Genomic DNA, 17831 nt, shown 5'->3' on the forward strand with positions numbered 1-17831 from the left:
CTCTACTTTCGCTCGATCAATCGGCCTCTTCCGGTCCGGAGCGCTCTTTCTCCTCGTACTTGCAGGAGGCATTGGGACAGACCAGTTTTACGCCACTCCGTTTCGTGACCTTTTCCACCAGGACAGGTGAATCGCACAGTGGGCATTTCTTCTGAACGGGTTTTCCCCAGAAAACCGTTTTGCACTCGGGGTATTTGTTGCAGCCATAAAAGCGTCGCCCCCCCTTTCCCACCCGCTCCACAAGCTCACCGGCGCAACCTTCGCGCGGGCAGGGGATCCCGCTGCTGGGCGAACGCGTACTCTTGCATTCAGGATAACCACTACAAGCAAGAAAGGTGCCATAACGTCCACGCTTCAGGATCATGGGGCGGCCGCATTTTTCGCAGGTTTCCCCCGTGGGCTGCGCCTCCACCAGCTTCACATTGCCTTTCTCATCGCGGACATAATCCGAAGAAAAGCTGCATTCGGGATATCCACTGCAGGTGATGAAGGGCCCGTTGCGGCTCCATCGAATATGGAGGGGCCTTTCACATTGGGGACACTTCAGGTCTGTCGGCCAGCCCATCCCTTTGAGATTGAGCATGTTGGTCTGTGCGGCATCCAGATCCTTGGAAAACTGATCATAAAACTCCGTAAGAAGCTTTGAGGATGAATGCCCCTCGTGCTCGATCTCATCGAGGTTCTTTTCCAGTTTTGCCGTGAAATCCACATCGACGATGTTGGGGAAATTCTCCACCAGCAGCCCGTCAATGAGCCACCCCAGCTCGCTGGGATACAGCCGCTGTTTTTCCAGGCGCACATATTCGCGGTCCATAATGGTCGACAAAATCGTGGCGTAGGTGCTGGGACGCCCGATTCCCAGCTCCTCGAGCTCCTTGATGAGGCTTGCTTCGGAAAAACGCGGCGGGGGTTGCGTAAAGTGCTGCTTGGAAATGAGATCCAGGAGGCTGAGGGATTGCCCTTTGGCAAGCTCCGGCAAATACCCTTCTCCGTCACCCGCGGCGGCGTCCCCATTGTCCTGCCCCTCCACGTAGAGCGTCATGAAGCCTGGAAATTCCACCACGGAGCCCGTGGAGCGAAAGATGAAATCTCCGGCTGCGATGTCGATGGTGGTCTGGGCAATGATGGCCGGGGCCATCTGGCAGGCGACAAAGCGCTTCCAGATGAGGGTGTAGAGGTTCAACTGTTCGCGAGTCAAAAAGGAAGAGATAGACTGGGGAGTACGTCGGACATCCGTGGGGCGGATGGCTTCGTGTGCATCCTGAGCACTGGATTTGCTCTTGAAAATGGCGGGCTTGCCGGGCAGGTAATTTTTCCCCCAGGTTTCCTCGATGTAAACCCTTGCTGCCTGAACAGCCTCCTGCGAAAGCCGCGTGGAATCTGTTCGCATATAGGTGATGAGACCGACAGCCCCTTCTTCCCCCAATTCAAGGCCTTCGTAAAGTTTTTGGGCAACGCTCATGGTTTGCTTGGCGGAAAACCGTAATTTTCGGGCGGCGTCCTGCTGCAGGGTGCTCGTGATAAAAGGCGGCGCCGGATTTTTCTTCCTGTTCTTCCGTTCTACACTCTCCACGACGAAAGAAAGGGGCCGCAACACCTCGAGCAAATGCTCAGCTTCCCGGCCTGTCGAGATTTTGCACTTCTTCTTGTGGCACTGCATCAGATGAGAAATAAAACTTCTCGGAGGAGCTTTGTCAGCTTCCCCCGGCGCGCCGATCAACTGCGCTTCAATGGTCCAATATTCTTCAGCGTCGAACTTTTGAATTTCTCTTTCACGATTGCAGATGAGCCTCAACGCCACAGACTGTACGCGCCCGGCACTGAGCCCCCGCTTCACCTTTTCCCAAAGAATGGGTGAAATGAGATATCCCACCAGGCGATCCAGGATGCGCCTGGCCTGCTGCGCTTCATAGAGAGACTTGTTGAGCTGCTGCGGATGCGAAAGGGCTTCCTGAATGGCTTTCTGCGTCAATTCGTAGAAAAGGACTCGATAAATCGGCTTGTTTTTGGCACGGATTTCCTCGGCAATGTGCCAGGCGATCGCTTCTCCCTCCCGGTCGGGGTCTGGTCCCAGGTAAACGGCATCCGCAGCTACAGCGGCCGAATGCAGTTCTGTGAGGACCTTCTTTTTGCCCCTGATGATCTGATATTCAGGTTCAAAACCCTGCTCTAAATTGATGCCCAGCTTGTTCTTGGGAAGATCCTTGACGTGTCCGACCGAAGCCTTGACGATGAAATCCTTACCCAGATAGCGGCCAAGCGTTTTTGCCTTTGTGGGAGATTCCACGATCAACAATGATTTCGACATACAGGGAAAACCTCATTTCCTATTTCAAAGCAAGCTGTTACGAAAATACACAAAATACATACCCGGTAATTGTTTGACCATCCCCTTGAGCTCCAGGGACAACAAACCCGCTGTCACCTGAGCGACAGGCTTCATCACGGATCGGCAGATGTCATCAACATGACGGGGATTCTCATCCAGCACACCCAGAAGCAGGCTCTCATCCGCAGAAAGCTGCATCACCTCGGGGCGAACATTTTCCTCACGGGGTTTCTCTTTCCCGCTCGGGCGGATCAATGGCCGAATTTCTTCCAGCACATCCTCCGCGCTCTCCACGAGCTTGGCACCCTGTTTCAACAGGCGATGCGGCCCCTCACTGCGATAATGCCGCGCCACACCCGGAACGGCAAAAACCTCCCGCCCCTGTTCCAAAGCGAGCCGTGCCGTGATGAGCGATCCACTCCGGTGGGCCGCCTCCACCACCACGACGCCCAGGGTCAATCCACTGATGATGCGGTTCCTCTGAGGGAAGTGTCCGGGAGCCGGTGGAGTCATGCGGGGAAATTCGCTGAGCAGGGCGCCGCGTGAAACAATTTCGGTCCGCAGCTTAGAGTTGGCCACCGGATAATCCACATCCAGTCCGCAGCCCAACACGGCCAGAGTGCGTCCATTGCCCTTGATCGCCCCCCGATGGGCGGCACTGTCTATCCCAACAGCGAGTCCGCTGACAATGGTAACCCCAAACTCCGCCAATTCCATGCTCAATTTTTCCGTAAAGGCCATCCCGAGGGGCGAAGCCGCGCGCGACCCGACGACCGCGATGGATACAAAGTCACGCGGCTCGAGGCTTCCGCGCACAAAGAGTACGACCGGGGGGTCTGGAATGTGCGCAAGGTTTACCGGGTAATCCGGGTCTCCCAGGCACAGGAGTCGAATTCCCTCTCTTTGGAGAGCCTCCCATTCTTCGGAAGGGGGACGCAGCAGAGCCCTCTTTTGGAGAGCCGCCCTGGCGTGCTCACGAAGCCCCGGAACTGCCGCAACCTCATCACAGCCGGCATTGAGAACAGCCTGTGGAGAGCCGAAATGCCGCACGAGACGCAGCAGCGACCGGTTGCCCAAATCCGCAATCAATTTGAGACTGAGCCAGGCGAGTCGATCGGCTTTCGGTGCTGGTGGATGGTCGTTATTGTGCATGCTCTCGTCTCAAACAACTCCCCGTGACTGCCACTCCACGATGTGAGGGACCCCCCATCACTCTTGCCAGGCGAATCACCGGAATGATAAGTACAGATGCCTTGTAGATTTGTCAAATCCAGGATCTCTTTTTTGACATTACAACATTTGTTCCAATGGGCAAATGGCTGTCAGGTGCTGTCCTCATCCCAGCACTCCTGAAGGGAATGAAAACGTGCCGTCAAAAACCCCTCAATCTCGAAGCAGAAAACCCGAGCTCCTCGCACCGGCCGGCAGCCTGGAGAAGTGCCGGGTGGCGTTTCTTTATGGTGCCGATGCCGTCTATGCCGGAGGAAAAGAATACAGTCTCCGCGCCTTCGCCGGCAACCTCAGCCTTGAAGAGCTGGCCGAGGCTTCCCGCCTCGCTCGTAAACTGGGAAAAAAACTCTATGTGACCGTCAATTCCTTCGCACGACAATCCGACTTGGGGCCTCTACCCAAGTACCTTCGATATCTGGAGGAAATCGCGGTGGATGCCATCATCGTGAGCGATCCGGGCATCCTCCTCCTCTGTAGGGCCTCGGCACCGAACACCCCTGTCCATCTCAGCACCCAGGCCAATACCACCAATGCCCTCAGCATAGAGCTCTGGAAGCAGCACGGCATCCGCCGGGTCAATCTTGCCCGCGAGCTCTCGCTGGAAGAAATTTCCCAGATCCGGCGTGAGACAGACGTTGAGCTGGAAATATTCATCCACGGCGCCATGTGCGTTTCTTATTCCGGAAGGTGCCTGCTCAGCGCATTCCTGAACGACAGAAGCGCCAACCGCGGGCTCTGCACCCAACCCTGCCGCTGGTCCTATCGGCTGGTGGAGCAGAAGCGTCCGGGTCAATACTTCCCCATCTTCGAAGACGAGCACGGTTCCTACATTTTCAATTCCAAGGATCTTTGCCTCCTCAAGGAAATTCCTCTTCTCATGGATCTCGGCATTGAATCCCTGAAGATCGAAGGACGGATGAAGGGACTCCTTTACCTGGCCGGGGTCACCCGAGCTTATCGTCAGGTAATTGACGCATATTGGGAAGATCCACAGGGCTTCCAGCTGCCCTCACGGTGCATTGAGGATCTGGAGCATGTCAGTCATCGGCCTTACAGCAAAGGTCTACTTTATCCCGAAGATCACGCTTTACACCAGGAAACCGATACCTCAAAGCCCTACGATCAATCTCACACACTCGCAGGTATCGTCCGGGAACATGACTCGCAGGACTTGCTCGGTAATTGCCACCCAGGATTGTCCGAGTATACCGTCGCAGTTGAAGTGAGAAACCGCCTTTTTCCAGGCATGACCCTCGAGTTTCTCTGCCCCGACGGCAGAACGGAGAAGCATGTTTTGACAGCGTTTTACGACTCTTTTGGGAATCTGCTTCAGGTCGCACAGCCCAATACACGGATTTTTTTCCAGGTGCCTTTCAGCACATTCCCTTTGCAGGTAATCCGCATGACCCGGGACGCCCCCGAGAATTTATCTTCCAGGCGTTGACGGAATCGCCCGAGCGGGACGCTCCTTCCACGTTTTTCGCCTTCAACAAAATGGCCGGAATTTCCCGCCAAGGGGAATCCCGGCCATAAATACCTCAATGCGGCGCTGCCGCAGGGAACCCTTCGCTCATTCCCTGCCGCACTCTCAAATTCCCTACTTCTTGCCGCCTGACGAACCCTTCTTTTTCTTCTTTCCGGAAGTCTTTTCCTTGTCGCTCTTGGCTTTAGCGCCTTTGGCCTTCGAGCCGCCGGTCTTTTTAGTCTTGCCTTCCTGCTTTTCGACCTGCGCTTCGCCCTCTTCCGCTGGAGCTGCCTCACCTGTCTCCACAACCATTTCCGGCACTGTCTCCTGTGGGGGAGCAAAAGATGGGGCAATCTCCACCTCCAGACCGGCATCCCGACCAAGGCCTTCTGACTCCACGCCTTCACCGGGCTCAGCGACAGTCTCAGTGGCTGCAGCTTCTGCTTGCTTCTCCTCTTCTACCTCCGCCACTTCCACAACAGCAGCGATAGCCTCGATCTTCTCCTCCGCCTCCACGGCAGCGACCTCCAGTGCAGGAGGGGGCTCTTCCACCACTTCGGCGGCAGGCTCACTCTCCACGGCAGCTTCTGCTTCCACTGGCCCGGTCTCTTCAGTTCCTGCAGTCTCAATAAGCTCTGCAGGAGAAACCGGCGGCGCATCCCCAACGATCGCCCCCGCTGCAGGCTCCTCCGTCGCTTCCTGGACCTCGGCAGAGATCTCTTCAACCACGGAAGGAGCTTCGATGTCCACCACTGGCTCAGCCTGCATCTCCTCAGGAGCAGGCTGCTCTTGTGGAGCTTCCTCCTGCTGGAGGGGGCCTTCCGGTTCGCCCACTGCCTCCTCGACCAACGCCGTCATTTCCTGAACAGGCTCGGCTGCAGCTTCTTCTGAAGGCATTCCCTCTTCGGCTGCAGGCACTGCAGCGGCAATGGGCTCCTCAGCTTTCGCCTCGGGCTCCGCTTCTACAGGCTCAGGTACCTCAACAGCCTCAACTGCTTCCACCGGTTGCGGCGCTGCAACCGCTTCCTCCACTAAATCCGCGGCGGCCTCGGGAGCAGGCTCCGGAAGGGGAGCCTCGGCAGCAGGTTCAGTGACAACCGCAGCAGCCACGACTGCCTCGGCTGGAGCCTCGGGTACGGCCTCTGGCAGAACAGCTTCTTCCACCTGGAGTATTTCGATCTTTTCTTGACCGACCCGCTTGGCACGCTCAGCAGTTTTGGCCTGTTCCTCGTCTAGCTTACGATTTTTTTTTTCGCCGGCACTCTCTTTGACGGGCTCAGGCGCAGGAGGCACTTCTTTCACGATCGCCAGAAACTCGTTTTCGAAGAATGTCACCGCACTGAGCACGGGCTTGCTGCTGGCGGCTGCAAAGTCACAATGCGGGGCATCCCTCAAGGTCTCGCAAAGCATCTTGACCGTGCGAAGATCTTCGGTGGTTCCCTGTCCGGAAACGATACGCTCCATGCTTTCGTTCAATCGCTTGATGCCCACGCGGCAGGGGGTACACTTTCCGCAGGACAGTCCCTCCTCGAAGTCCAGAAAGTATTTGGCGACCTGCACCATGGAGGTCTTCTCGTCCATCACCCCAAGAAAACCGGTATCTCTCTCGAAATAGACATCACTGCGGTAGGAGTGGTCCGGATTGGTGGACAGGAGAGGGAAAAGGATGTTCCTTTTCTCCAGGGTTTCATGGACGATATCAGGAATATCCTGGGTCTGAACCCTCAAGTAAAAGAAACCTCTCTGAGGGAAACCGATGAAAGGTCCGTTGGCACAGGTCCCCGAGCAACCCATCTTGGCCTTACCCACAACCACCTGAAGACCCTGCTGCTGGATCTCGGCAAGCAAGCCCTCCCGAATGGCTTCACACTCACACGTGCAGCCCGCCCGAGGAACACACACGGTAATGCACGGCTGAGCCGAGCCCGGACCGCAAAAGCCCTTGCCCTTCGATTCAGGCCTGGGAGGCGCTGCTGCCTTCGCTGAAGGCTTCGAGCCTTTCTTGGAGAAGGGAATCCATGGATCATTCTTCAGTGCTTGAGTAAGTTCTTTAAATATACCCATAACGGCTCTCTTCCTTATCATCCAGCATAACAAACTCTGCGGCCACCTTTTCCACTACAGTGCCGGGCATCCATCCATATCGATCCCCGCCTCAGGCTGGGAGTCTCCCCTAGTAAGGAAGACTGCGAGCGGCCGCTTCAGTCAGCGCCACAAATTTGTCTGGAAAAATCCCAAGGTATACGCTCAATCCAACCAGTGCAAGACTCATGGAGCGTGTCCATGCGTCGATGCGAATCGCAGGATAGGGCCGAACAGGCTCCAGGAGATAGGCTGCCTTGATGACAATGAGATAGTAGTAGAGCGATATTGTGGCGTTCACCATACCGATGACAACCAGAGCAAGGTACCCTTTTTCCAGGGCAGCTGCAAATACGAGGAATTTTCCCGTAAAGCCCACCGTGGGCGGGATCCCCGCCAGGCCGAAAAGCCCCATCATCAACGTCATGGCCAACAAAGGCGACCGTTTGTGCAGCCCTGCGAGCTCCTTGATCTGAAGGTTATGCCCATCGTCGGCAATTTTCATGATGACCATGAAGACAGCATAGTTCATCACCAGGTAGGCCAGGGCATAATAAATGGCGCTGGCAAATCCACGCTCGCTCATGCTGAGAATGCCCACGAGCATATACCCGGCATGGGCGATGCTGGAGTAGGCCAGAAGGCGTTTGATGTCCTTCTGGATGATGGCCACCAGGTTGCCGAAGGTCATGGAAAGAATGGAGAGGGTCATCAACACATTGACGAGCACCTCGCTCTCCCCGCCCGAGAAACCGACGAACCGGATGACCATGGCTGCAGCGGCCATCTTGGAAGCCGTCGCAATGAAGGTGGTCACCTGGTTGGCAGCGCCCTGGTAGACATCGGGGGCCCAGCTGTGAAAGGGGAACAGCGCCTGCTTGAAGAAGAATCCACACAGGGCCAGCACCAGACCTGCGATTGCCGCGGGCTCATGAATGACGCCCGGCAGGACCCTCAAGATGTCCGTCACGTAGGTCGTATGCGCCATCCCAAAAATGAGGCTGATCCCAAAGATCATGAATGCCGAGGCCGTGACCCCCACCATGAAATATTTGATCCCCGTTTCTGCGTACACATCCGCATTCCGTCGCATGGGGACCAGCAAAAAGAGCGTGTAGGAGGAAAGCTCGATGGCAACGTAGATGGTGAGGAGCTCCACCGCACTGACCAGCATCATCATGCCCAGGGTGCAGATGGAAATGAGGAAATAGAACTCGGGGTGCTGTCTTTCGTCGATGCCCTTGAGCTCGTTGCATGAAGAGATCACCCAGAAGGTTCCGAGCGATAGGAGCAATTTAAAGGTTTGACTGAAGAGGTCGACCCGGTAGGCGTCGAAAAACACCATTCCAGTCTGCCGCGCGCAGAACACCGTCACCAGAACACCAACCCCGGCAAGGGTCATGGCAATGCCATGAAGCCGTTTCGATGAGGCGTTTTTGCTGAGCGACAAAATGAAAAACACCAGGCCGAACAGAACATAATACAATTCAGGAATAAAAAGGACCCATTTCATCATCGCCACGTCTTCCCCTCACTTAGGCCTATAAGTTCCCCACAAATGGAACCACCGCACTTTGGATGACATCCAGCATCAGTTTCGGGAACATACCGAAAAAGAGTATGATCCCCACCAGAATGATGCGGGGAGCCGCCAGGAACAGTGGCACGTCAGGAATATGAGCCCATCGTTCGTTTCTCTCGCCATAAAAGGTCTTCTGCACAACCCGCAACATGAACAGTGCGCTGACCACCAGGCCTGTTACTGCCAGGATTCCCCGTACCGGATATGTTTTGACGGCGGCAACGAATACCATCAGTTCTGCCCAGAAGCTGGCCATGCACGGGACCCCTATCCCCGCGAATGCGGCGATGATGAAAAAGCTCGACGCAACGGGCATCGTCCTGGAAAGGCCACCGAGGTCGGGAATCATCTTGGTATGGGTTCGGTCATAAATGTAACCCACCGAGGAGAAGAAAAGGGCTGTCATGACCCCGTGAGCGAACATCTGGAAGACTGCTCCGTTGATCCCGTTGACGGTCATGGTGGAGAGTCCGAGGCCTACCATCCCCATGTGAGACACACTGGAATAACCGATGACGTATTTCAGATCGGTTTGTGCCAGGCCCACAAGCGCCCCATACACGATGGCGATGGTGGCAAGGAGTGCCATCAGATCCGCCCAGTAGACGAGCCCCTCGGGGCAGAGGGTCATCCCGAGCCTCAGGATTCCATACGCACCGAGCTTCATAAGAACACCGGCGTGAATCATGCTCACGGCAGTCGGTGCCGCCACGTGGCCGACAGGAGACCATGTGTGGAACGGCCAGACCGCTGCGAGAATGCCGAATCCGATGTAGAGCATGACAAAAGCGACCTTCTGGACGAAGGGGCTGAAGCCGATACGCTGCAGCTCAAACAGGTCGAAGGTCACTCCACCGGCCGATGCCCACAGATAAAGGATGCCCGGCAGGATGAAGGCACTTCCGGCAAGGAGGTAAAGGGTGAGCTTCATGGCCCCGTATTCCTTGCGTGTTCCACCCCAGATGGCGATCAGAGGGTACATGGGAAAGAGCGAGACGTCGTACCACACGAAAATCCAGAAGAGGTCCATGGACATGAAGACGCCGTATACTCCGGCCACCAGCAGGTAAATCAGGGCAAAAAACTCCTTCACCCGCACCTCCAGGTCCCACATGGTCCAGACACCGGTAAAGAGCACCACCGCCGTCAGCAGGATCATGGGAAGATTGATTCCGTCCACGCCATTGAACCAGTAGATGCCGAGGCTCTTGACCCAAAGATACCGCTCGGCGAATTGAAGCCCCCCCTTTTGTACGTCATAGGCTTGATAAAGCCAAAGCGCAAGCACCAGTCCTATGGCGGCAAAAATGAAGCTGACCTGCTTGACCAGTTTGGGTCGGTCATCGGGAATACACAAGATGACCAGCAAGCCGACAATAGTTGACATCAAGATTGCTGTCAGGATTGGAAAATGAGCCATCTCCATCGAAATCATAAGCAGTCCGTCCGCTACTCAGAAAGTGGGTTAATTCTTAATTGCCCTTTCACGTCAATGGTGCAGTTGCTTCTAGAAGAGGAAATAGAGAACCACCAAGCCAACGGCAGCCACCATCACCAGCAGATTGTGCTGGAGCATGCCCGACTGCAGAAAGCTGAAGACACGCCCACCAGCCACGGTGAAGAAGCAGATGCCGTCGATGCCTCCATCGATGATGCGCCTGTCATTCTTCGTAAACGCACTGGTAAGACCGGCATATATGAAATTATCCAGGGACTTTCTGAGGAAATCGTCCATATACCAGCGTCTGGCGAACAACTCCTGGATTTGAGGAAGTTTGGAGAGGAATCCTTCCTGTGCAGCCCCTCTCCTGCCAAATTCCATGTAGGCCCAGAAAATTCCACCCAGACCAAGACTTACAGCGGTAAAGAGGAGTACGTAGTGCCCGGCACCGTGACCCGCCGCCTGAGCTTCTCCTCCGGCATGTGCACCATGCGCCGCAACAGCCTGAACGGCGCTGCTGGGCCCCATGAGGAATCCCTCCAGGGCCGACTGGAAGAAACCGAGCAGCAGTGTGACCGTGGCGAGAGCCATTACGGGAACGGCCATGCACCAGAAAATATAGCCGTGATGCTCTCCACCATGCTCTTCATGCCCATGGTCATCCTCACCATGATGTCCGTGATGCTCTTCAACACCACCCTTGGGAAACACCACGAAGAAGATCAGGCGGAAGCTGTAATAGGCCGTCATCAGGGCCCCGAGAAGCCCGGCGTACAACCAGATCTTGTTGGGAGAATTGGCCAGTACCCCAAGGATCGCTTCCTTGCTGAAAAACCCGGAAAAGGGGAAGACACCGGAAAGGGCCAGAGCACCCACCGTCATGCAAACGAGCGGGATGCGGAGGTTTCGCCCTCCATGCTTCCCGATGACCCGCATGTCGTTGGAGTGAAATTCGTGGATGAAGATACCGGAACAGAGGAAGAGCAGGGCTTTGAAGCCGGCATGGGTGGTCAGGTGGAACACACCGGCGAAGTACCCCCCCGCTGCCAGGGACATGACCATGAACCCCAGCTGACTCACCGTCGAATAGGCCCACACCTGCTTGAGATCGTAGGTCACCATGGCCATGGTGGAAGCCAGGAGCATCGTGATGGTCCCGATGGTCAGAGCCATCGTCATGGCATCCGGCGACGAGGCAAAGAAGGGGAAAATCCTGCTGAACATGTAGACACCGGCGGCCACCATGGTGGCGGAATGGAGCAGCGCGCTGACAGGGGTGGGGCCTTCCATGGCGTCCGGCAACCATGTGAGGAGCGGAAACTGGGCGCTCTTTCCGATGACACCGCAGAAGATGAGCATGGCGGAAACGGTCACGAGCATGTTGGGCAGGGCATGGGTCTTCCCGGCTTCGCAGAGGTCGAGGATATTCAGGTTCCCGTATCCAACCACCAGGATGAGTAGTCCCATGAGGAACCCCAAATCAGCGAACCGTGTCATCACGAACGCTTTTTTGCCCGCTTGAGAAGCACTGTATTTCTCGTAGTAGAAGCCGATGAGCAGGTAGGATGCGAGCCCCACGAGCTCCCAGAAGATGAAGAGCTGAAACATGCTGGGGGCGATGACCATGTTCATCATGGCCCATGCGAAGAGAGAGTGGAACGCGTAGTACCGACTGAACCCAGGATCGCCCGCCATATACCCCAGGGAGTAGATCTGAACCAGCATGCTGATGGTGGCAACGATGGTCAGCATGAGGAGGCTCAAAGGATCCAGCAGATAGCCGAAGGGTATCAGAACGTCATCGGCAAGCAGCCAGGCCGTCTGATACTGAACGGGAGCGCTGGCGTGAAACAGTTTGGCAAGCAGGTAAACCGCACACACGAAAGAAGTACAGACAGCGCTGATGGAGATGGTGCACGAGGCGCGCGGATTTCCCCGGGTGAAGATCAAGATGACCGCCATGGACAGGAAAGGCAGGCCCGTACCCAAAGCAACAGCCAACAAAACCGGATCTTTAAAAAGCCAATCCATAAACTTTTATCCCTTCAGTTGCTGTGCACGCTCCACATTGATCGAACGCAGTTTGCGGAACAGAGCAAGGATGAGACTCAACCCAATGGCCGCCTCCGCAGCCGCCAATCCCATGATGAACAGTGTCACGATCTGTCCGACAGCCGGCTCGGGAGCGAGAAACCGATTGAACGCCATGAAGTTCAGGCTCGCCCCGTTCAGCATCAATTCCACCGCAATCAGCATACCGATGAGATTCCGCCGCTGTAAAACCCCCAGCAGCCCCAAACTGAAAAGCAACGCTGCAATGATCAGGTATGTGCCCAGCGCGTTCATGAGCTAAACCTCCGACTGTATCCTGCCGTCACGATCGCCCCTATAATGGCCACCAGCAGAACGAGAGAGATGACTTCGAAAACGAGGTCATACCGGGTGAGCAACAAGTGGCCGATGGTGACCACGGACCAGTCCCCGCTCTGTTCCGGAGCAGGTACCCAGTTGCTTTTGAAAATCACGCCCACCACCGCTGCGAAGAAGATCGCACTGGCACCTGCAGCCATGGCTACCTTGGGTACGCTTCGCTTGGGGACTTCCAGGTGCAGCGGGCGCGACAGCATGATGGCGAAGACGATGGAAATGCAGATGGCGCCGACATAGATCAGCAGCTGCATGAGCGCGATGAAGAAGCTCCCGAGATACAGGTAGAGACCCGCCACGCCGGAGAGGGCCATGACAAGGCCCAATACGTTGTAAATGATATTGCGCGGAAAAACCGCGATGACAGCGCCCCCGAAGGTCAAGCCCACCACGATCCAGAAGGCGACATGTGCGATTGCTTCAGTACCTATCAGAAAGCTCATGATACCCTTTCCTCCAAGTGAATCAGTCGGCTAAGGCCGAGTTTCCCCCAACCTGGCCATCAGATCGATCACTCCATCCCACCGAGATACCCCTTCCAGTTCATACTCTCGGGAAAACTTCAGAGTTTTCGTCGGACACACCTCAACGCACAGACCACACAAACTGCATCGCGTGAAATCAATGAAGTATTGCGTCCCCACTTTGCGCCCTTTGGCCCGCTCCTTGATCCCCTGGACCTTGATCAAATTGCTGGGACACATGCGCTGGCACTGCCCGCAGGCAACACACTTGTGGGTCCCCGTTTCCTTGAATTTCACAAATTCGATATGGCCGCGGTAGGCAGGTGAAAGTTCTACTTTCTGACGTGGATACTGCACAGTAACCACCGGGCGATACAATCGCCTGAACGTCACTCGCATCCCCTCCACCAAGCTCCAGCCACCATTAATGACTTCTTTCCAGTAGCTCATATGCCCTCACCCTGCCTATATGAATTTAAGAACAACCGCAGTGACCAGGAGATTGGCCAGACTTACGGGAATCATGAACTTCCAGGAAAAGTTCATCAGCTGATCGAAACGGATCCGAGGAAAGGTCCAGCGCACCCACATGATGACAAAAATGAGAAAGTAGGTTTTCAGCATGAACCACACGATGCCCGGGATCTTCATGTCAAACCCGAAGGGTCCGTGCCATCCGCCGAAAAAGAGGCTCGTCGCCACGGCACTGACGATGAACATGTTCGTGTACTCCGCCAGGAAGAACAACCCGAACCGCATGCCGCTGTATTCCGTGTGGAAGCCTGCGACGAGCTCCGATTCGGCTTCGGGGATGTCGAAGGGAGCCCGGTTGGTCTCCGCCGTGGCGGAAATCAGATAGATCAGCCCGGCGACGGGCTGCAGGAATATGAACCAGATGTGGCCCTGAGCCTGAACGATCTCCGAAAACCTGAGGGAGTTGACCATGAGAACGACGCTCATGACCGTCAACAGGAGTGGTATCTCATAGGCAACGTTCTGAGCCACCGACCGGATGGCACCCAGCAGCGCGTATTTGTTGTTGGAGGACCATCCGCCCGCCAGGATCGCCAGAACACTGAAGGTCGAGAAGGCGAAAATCAAGAGGACCCCGAGGTTCATGTCGCGAATGATGAGCTCCGGGGCAAAGGGCAGAACCAGAAACCCCACCAGTACCGGCATGAAGATGAGGACCGGTGCTATGACAAATAACTTCTTATCTGCTGCGCTGGGTGTAATGAGCTCTTTACCCACAAGCTTTAGAGCATCGGCGATGGTCTGCAGCAGACCGAACGGCCCGACTTCCTTCGGTCCCGGTCGGAGCTGGATGTGACCGGCCACTTTTCGCTCCAACCAAACCAGAAAGAGGGCATTCAAGGAGGCAAAAGCTAAAGCTATCACAGCCCCCACTATAAGGCGTATCCACTCCGAACCCACTTCATTTCCCATTTTCTGCTCTCCTGCGGCTTATTGTACGGAAGTCTGATCATCGGCATTTCTCCCTCCGCGACCGCCCCACCGGCTGAATCCCCACACCGCCTATCGATCAATCTCAGGGATGACCAAATCCACGCTGCCCATGGTTGAAATAGCATCCGCGAGCAAAGTCCCCTGAAAGGCTTCCACGAGCACATGGAGGTTCCCGAAACTGGGGACTCTCACATGGAGCCGATAGGGCATTGTAGAGCCGTCACTCACGATGTAGTAACCCGTCTGCCCCCTCGCACTTTCAAAACCAAAATAAAGGTCTCCCTTGGGAGGCCGCAGCCGGTCAGGAACTTTGGGATTCAGGAACGCCCCGCCGGGAAGCTGATCCAGAGCCTGTTCGATGATACGGCAGCTTTGCTCCATCTCGATCATACGGACGTAATATCGGTCGAGAGCATCCCCTTTCGTCCCCACGGGGATCTCGAAATCCAGCCGATCATACACTTCATAGGGCTCGGCCCTGCGCATGTCGAAGGCGACCCCGCAAGCCCTCAGATTGGGTCCAGTCACTCCGAACTGCCGCGCCTGCTCCAGGCTGATGACGCCAACATCGCGTGTCCGGTGAATGAAAATGATGTTCTTGGTGACCAGGTTTTCATAATCGGACCAGCGACTGCGAAGCCTCTTGAGGAAGGCGCGGGTCATGTCGATAAAGACTGAGTCCAGATCCTGACAGACCCCGCCAAAACGACAGTAGGAATACGTCAACCTTGAACCGCTCACGCGGTCCAGAATATCCAGAATCTGCTCGCGATCGTCAAAGGCATAGAGGAAGGGGGTGAATCCACCCAAATCCATGACGTAGGTGCCGAACCACAGGAGATGGCTCGAAATTCTGTTCAGCTCCGAACAAATGACCCGGATATACTTGGCCCGCTCGGGGACTTCAATCCCTGCCAGCTTTTCCACCGCCAGCACGTACCCATGGTTGTAGAGCATACCGGAAAGGTAGTCCATGCGGCTCGTGTTGGGCATGAACTGCTTGTAAAGACGATTTTCCCCCATCTTTTCATGGCCGCGATGACCGTAGCCAATGACCGGGTCCGTCCTGACAATGAATTCACCGTCCAGGTCCAAAACGACTCTGAGTACACCGTGAGTGCTTGGGTGCTGAGGCCCAAGGTTCAGGGTGTACACATTCTCGACAACGGGTTCTAAGAATTGTTCAGCCATAGATTTCTTCTCGTCTGCGGTAAGCGTTTACTTTGCCAAAGGTCTTCCTCAACGGATGTTCATCCGTATCTTCCGGGAGCAACAAAGGCCTCAAATCGGGGTTGTCGGCAAAGCGTATGCCGAAAAATTCGTGCACCTCACGCTCCTGCCACATGGCCGTCTTGAAAATATCCGAAACGGTGGGAACCGCTTCGTCATGACCGCACAACACCCGCAGAGCAAACCGCGACCGAGGCTCAAAACAATTAAAATGATAGACTATTTCGAAGGTATCCTGAAAATCGAGGGCCGCCATCGATTCAAGATAACATTCCATTTCGTTCAGGACCGCCGCAACCTCGCGCAATCGCTCCGCAGGCACCTGCATGGAAAAGGCGATCCCAGCCTTATAGGCGTCATCTTTGACAATCGTCCCCCCTTCAGGCATTCCCCGGAACCGCTGTAAGACATCGTTCACCTTGCCCATAATTTAAACTTTGCCTCCCTTGCGATGGAAACGTCGCAGATAGTTGCGGTCTTCTCCACGGGTGATCTTGTCTTCCAGGGCGAGGAGTCCCTGAATGAGGCCTTCCGGTCGTGGAGGGCACCCCGGAACACAGATGTCCACCGGAATGATCAGGTGAGCGCCCGGGACAATGGCATACTGCCCGTCATATTCGAAGGGACCGCCGGAAATGGCACAATTCCCCATGGCGATACACCATTTGGGATTGGGCATCTGGTCCCAGAGCCTCTGAATAGCCGGCCCCATCTTCTTGGAGATCGTTCCTGCAACAATCATGAGGTCGGATTGGCGGGGGGACGGCCTGAAGACGTTGGCGCCGAAACGGTCCAGATCGAATCGCGATGCACCCGCCGCCATCATCTCTATGGCGCAGCAGGCCAAACCGAAGGTCATGGGCCAGAGGGAGTTGGCCCTCGCCAGATTCAGGATGTCATCCAGAAGGGCAAATTTGATGACCGGTTCTCCGGGTTCTATTCTTCTCTGGGCTTCCACTCAAACACTCCTTTGCACCAGGCATAAACGATGGCTAAAGACAAGATCCCCACAAAGATAAAGACTTCCACCAGGTCCCGAATGGCATACTTGCCATAGGCCAATGCCACGGGAAAGAGGTATAGCACATCGACGTCAAAGGCGAGGAAGATGAGGGCGTAGATGTAATAGGCCACCGTAAACTGGATCCACGCGCTCCCGATGGTTTCCATCCCGCTTTCGTAGGTTTCCTCGCGCATTTTCCCGGTGCTTCGCTTGACGATCAGCGATGAGACGATGATCGGCGTAACGGCAAAGATCACGCCTACCAGGAGATACAGTGCAACTGACAAAAAATCCGTTAATAGTTCTTTGGGCAGCATGCCATTCTCCGCTCAGTGTCCAATTTTAAATGGCGCCAAATTTAAGTTCCCCCATCCCCAGAAAAATATTTCCACGTGCCACAACCTGTGAACTTCCCTCACCGGCACCACGCTCCGCTCCCCTGAGCGGGCATCGCACGGGTTGCCCGCACCATGCTCCGAGTCCCGGGCGGGACCTTCCACAAAGTCATGACATCGAGAGCTCAAAGCCGCAGAGACAATGCACCTTGCGCCGTCCAGCCACGGCGCTCTCAAAGGCCCATCACAGCGCTTTCCCTGCACAGCGTATTAAATGGGTGAGTTTTTCGCACAATTTTTCACTTGCGTCAAGCTGGAAACTATGCATCTGAACGGGCCTGTCTCAGCCAGGGGTTACGACAAATCATTGAGAGTGGAGCTGAGCATATCGAGAGAGCAACCGCGAGGCGGACATTGCTCTCTTTTGAGGGGAGCGAGGAGTCCTGGCTGTACCAGCTTTCTCCGGCAGAATCCGTCGAAGGCCGGGCGGAATCGGGACGCATCAAGACGAACGGTGTTTTCGCTCAGGCACTGCAGCACCAACCAGAACAGGCTTCGCTCACCTTCGGCGCATCTTGTCTTATAAGGATGACTTGTGGAGAAAATATTCACAAAGCAGAAAAAACTGGTCGAAGGTGACCCTAGCTGAATCGCGCTTGCGTGTCAACCTTAATTCGAGTATTAATTTCCCTGCCACCGTTTCCATGAATGCGATATCCCGAAACAAGCCTCCGTTTTCAGAGAATTTATTCACAAAGTTCACCCCGAGAGCCACA

The 17831-nt window shown here is 55.5% G+C and carries 15 protein-coding genes; 1 reads left to right on the forward strand and 14 read right to left on the reverse strand.

Annotation, left to right across the window (positions count from 1 at the left end; translation table 11 throughout):
* Positions 1–16 precede the first annotated feature (16 nt).
* Both topA and dprA read right to left on the reverse strand, forming a co-directional pair.
* Complete coding sequence (gene topA / locus MWC30_RS07280; RefSeq protein ID WP_244083500.1) at positions 17–2308, reverse strand: type I DNA topoisomerase; 2292 nt, start codon at positions 2306–2308, stop codon at positions 17–19.
* Positions 2309–2332: 24 nt separating this feature from the next.
* On the reverse strand, positions 2333–3481 hold the full coding sequence (gene dprA / locus MWC30_RS07285) for a DNA-processing protein DprA (RefSeq protein ID WP_244083501.1): 1149 nt from the start codon (positions 3479–3481) through the stop codon (positions 2333–2335).
* 214 nt (positions 3482–3695) lie between these two features.
* Between dprA and MWC30_RS07290 the strand changes: the two genes are divergently transcribed.
* Positions 3696–5003: a U32 family peptidase gene (locus MWC30_RS07290; protein WP_244083502.1), complete on the forward strand. Its 1308-nt coding sequence runs from the start codon at positions 3696–3698 to the stop codon at positions 5001–5003.
* Positions 5004–5156: 153 nt separating this feature from the next.
* On the opposite strand, the gene MWC30_RS07295 is transcribed toward MWC30_RS07290, so the two are convergent.
* From MWC30_RS07295 to MWC30_RS07350, 12 genes are all read right to left on the reverse strand, one after another.
* Complete coding sequence (locus MWC30_RS07295) at positions 5157–7088, reverse strand: NADH-ubiquinone oxidoreductase-F iron-sulfur binding region domain-containing protein (protein WP_244083503.1); 1932 nt, start codon at positions 7086–7088, stop codon at positions 5157–5159.
* A gap of 109 nt (positions 7089–7197) precedes the next feature.
* Positions 7198–8622, reverse strand: a complete 1425-nt coding sequence (locus MWC30_RS07300; RefSeq protein ID WP_244083504.1) for an NADH-quinone oxidoreductase subunit N — start codon at positions 8620–8622, stop codon at positions 7198–7200.
* A 25-nt stretch (positions 8623–8647) separates the two neighbouring features.
* Entirely contained in the window at positions 8648–10075 is a 1428-nt protein-coding gene (locus MWC30_RS07305) for a NuoM family protein (protein ID WP_244083505.1), read from the reverse strand.
* A 120-nt stretch (positions 10076–10195) separates the two neighbouring features.
* Positions 10196–12160, reverse strand: a complete 1965-nt coding sequence (locus tag MWC30_RS07310; protein ID WP_244083506.1) for an NADH-quinone oxidoreductase subunit L — start codon at positions 12158–12160, stop codon at positions 10196–10198.
* Between the two features lie 6 nt (positions 12161–12166).
* Entirely contained in the window at positions 12167–12475 is a 309-nt protein-coding gene (nuoK, locus tag MWC30_RS07315) for an NADH-quinone oxidoreductase subunit NuoK (protein ID WP_244083507.1), read from the reverse strand.
* On the reverse strand, positions 12472–12999 hold the full coding sequence (locus MWC30_RS07320; RefSeq protein ID WP_244083508.1) for an NADH-quinone oxidoreductase subunit J: 528 nt from the start codon (positions 12997–12999) through the stop codon (positions 12472–12474). The genes nuoK and MWC30_RS07320 overlap by 4 nt, the downstream gene beginning before the upstream one ends.
* Positions 13000–13029: 30 nt before the next feature.
* Complete coding sequence (locus MWC30_RS07325) at positions 13030–13470, reverse strand: NADH-quinone oxidoreductase subunit I (RefSeq protein WP_244083509.1); 441 nt, start codon at positions 13468–13470, stop codon at positions 13030–13032.
* Between the two features lie 15 nt (positions 13471–13485).
* Complete coding sequence (gene nuoH / locus MWC30_RS07330) at positions 13486–14466, reverse strand: NADH-quinone oxidoreductase subunit NuoH (RefSeq protein WP_244083510.1); 981 nt, start codon at positions 14464–14466, stop codon at positions 13486–13488.
* 90 nt (positions 14467–14556) lie between these two features.
* Positions 14557–15678, reverse strand: coding sequence for an NADH-quinone oxidoreductase subunit D (locus MWC30_RS07335; protein ID WP_244083511.1), 1122 nt, complete (start codon positions 15676–15678; stop codon positions 14557–14559).
* The gene (locus MWC30_RS07340; RefSeq protein WP_244083512.1) at positions 15671–16144 is read right to left on the reverse strand and encodes an NADH-quinone oxidoreductase subunit C; all 474 of its coding nucleotides are present in this window, start codon (positions 16142–16144) and stop codon (positions 15671–15673) included. The genes MWC30_RS07335 and MWC30_RS07340 overlap by 8 nt, the downstream gene beginning before the upstream one ends.
* A 3-nt stretch (positions 16145–16147) precedes the next feature.
* Positions 16148–16675, reverse strand: a complete 528-nt coding sequence (locus MWC30_RS07345) for an NADH-quinone oxidoreductase subunit B (RefSeq protein WP_244083513.1) — start codon at positions 16673–16675, stop codon at positions 16148–16150.
* On the reverse strand, positions 16654–17037 hold the full coding sequence (locus tag MWC30_RS07350) for an NADH-quinone oxidoreductase subunit A (protein WP_244083514.1): 384 nt from the start codon (positions 17035–17037) through the stop codon (positions 16654–16656). Before MWC30_RS07350 ends, MWC30_RS07345 begins: the two co-directional genes overlap by 22 nt.
* Positions 17038–17831: the final 794 nt, after the last annotated feature.

The sequence above is a fragment of the Desulforhabdus sp. TSK genome (assembly GCF_022836495.1).
GTDB lineage: Bacteria > Desulfobacterota > Syntrophobacteria > Syntrophobacterales > Syntrophobacteraceae > Desulforhabdus.